The sequence below is a fragment of the Campylobacter sp. RM12654 genome (assembly GCF_020137585.1).
Classification (GTDB): domain Bacteria; phylum Campylobacterota; class Campylobacteria; order Campylobacterales; family Campylobacteraceae; genus Campylobacter_E.
Genome location: NZ_JACGAR010000076.1, coordinates 1 through 663, shown reverse-complemented (window position 1 = coordinate 663; position 663 = coordinate 1). Strand labels below are relative to the sequence as shown.

1 protein-coding gene is annotated in these 663 nt (G+C 35.9%); it reads right to left on the bottom strand.

The features are described from left to right. On the bottom strand, window positions 1-663 hold a 663-nt coding region (locus tag AVBRAN12654_RS09380; protein WP_336614389.1), incomplete at both ends, for a hypothetical protein.

Sequence of the window (663 nt, the reverse complement as noted above, 5' to 3'; positions counted from 1 at the left end):
AAAGTTAGTCTTAGTATCGTTAGTTAAGCCTATCATTTCTTTTAAGCCTTCTCTATTAGGCTCATTGATACCTTCTTTAACACCTTTTAAAAATTGTATCATAGCGTGAGCTGCTATACCATCTTCTGCTTCTGCTTTATCCATAGTTTTACCTTTAGCTGCATCAACAAATACTTGTAATTTACTTACAGCATTATCTATTAGTTTATTAGCATCTTCTAATTTCAAATTATCTACTTGTAATGCAGTTAATGCATCAGATACTTCTTTAGCAGCACCATTGTTTTGAGCAGCATTAGCTTCAACATTTAAGGCACCTATTGCAGCAGCTTTTAATTTACCTCCAGCTACACCTGTTTCAAATTTAATTGTTCCATCAGTTTGTATTGCTGATTTAGCCTTTAAATATCCATCAGCTGCTAATCTTGCATCTTGTTCATAGTGAGCTGCTTGAATATCATCAAAATTATTTTTTGCATTTAAAACAGAACCTATCGCACCAGTACCAGCCTGCCCTGCAGTAGCATTACCACCTTTCCAAGTTGCAGCTAAACTAAAGTCCGCAGCCACTTCACCATTTTCACCTTTTAAGTCTGCTGCTTTATTTGTATAAAATGTATGTTTATCCGCTACTGCAGCTGCTGTTACTTGACCATCAGCACC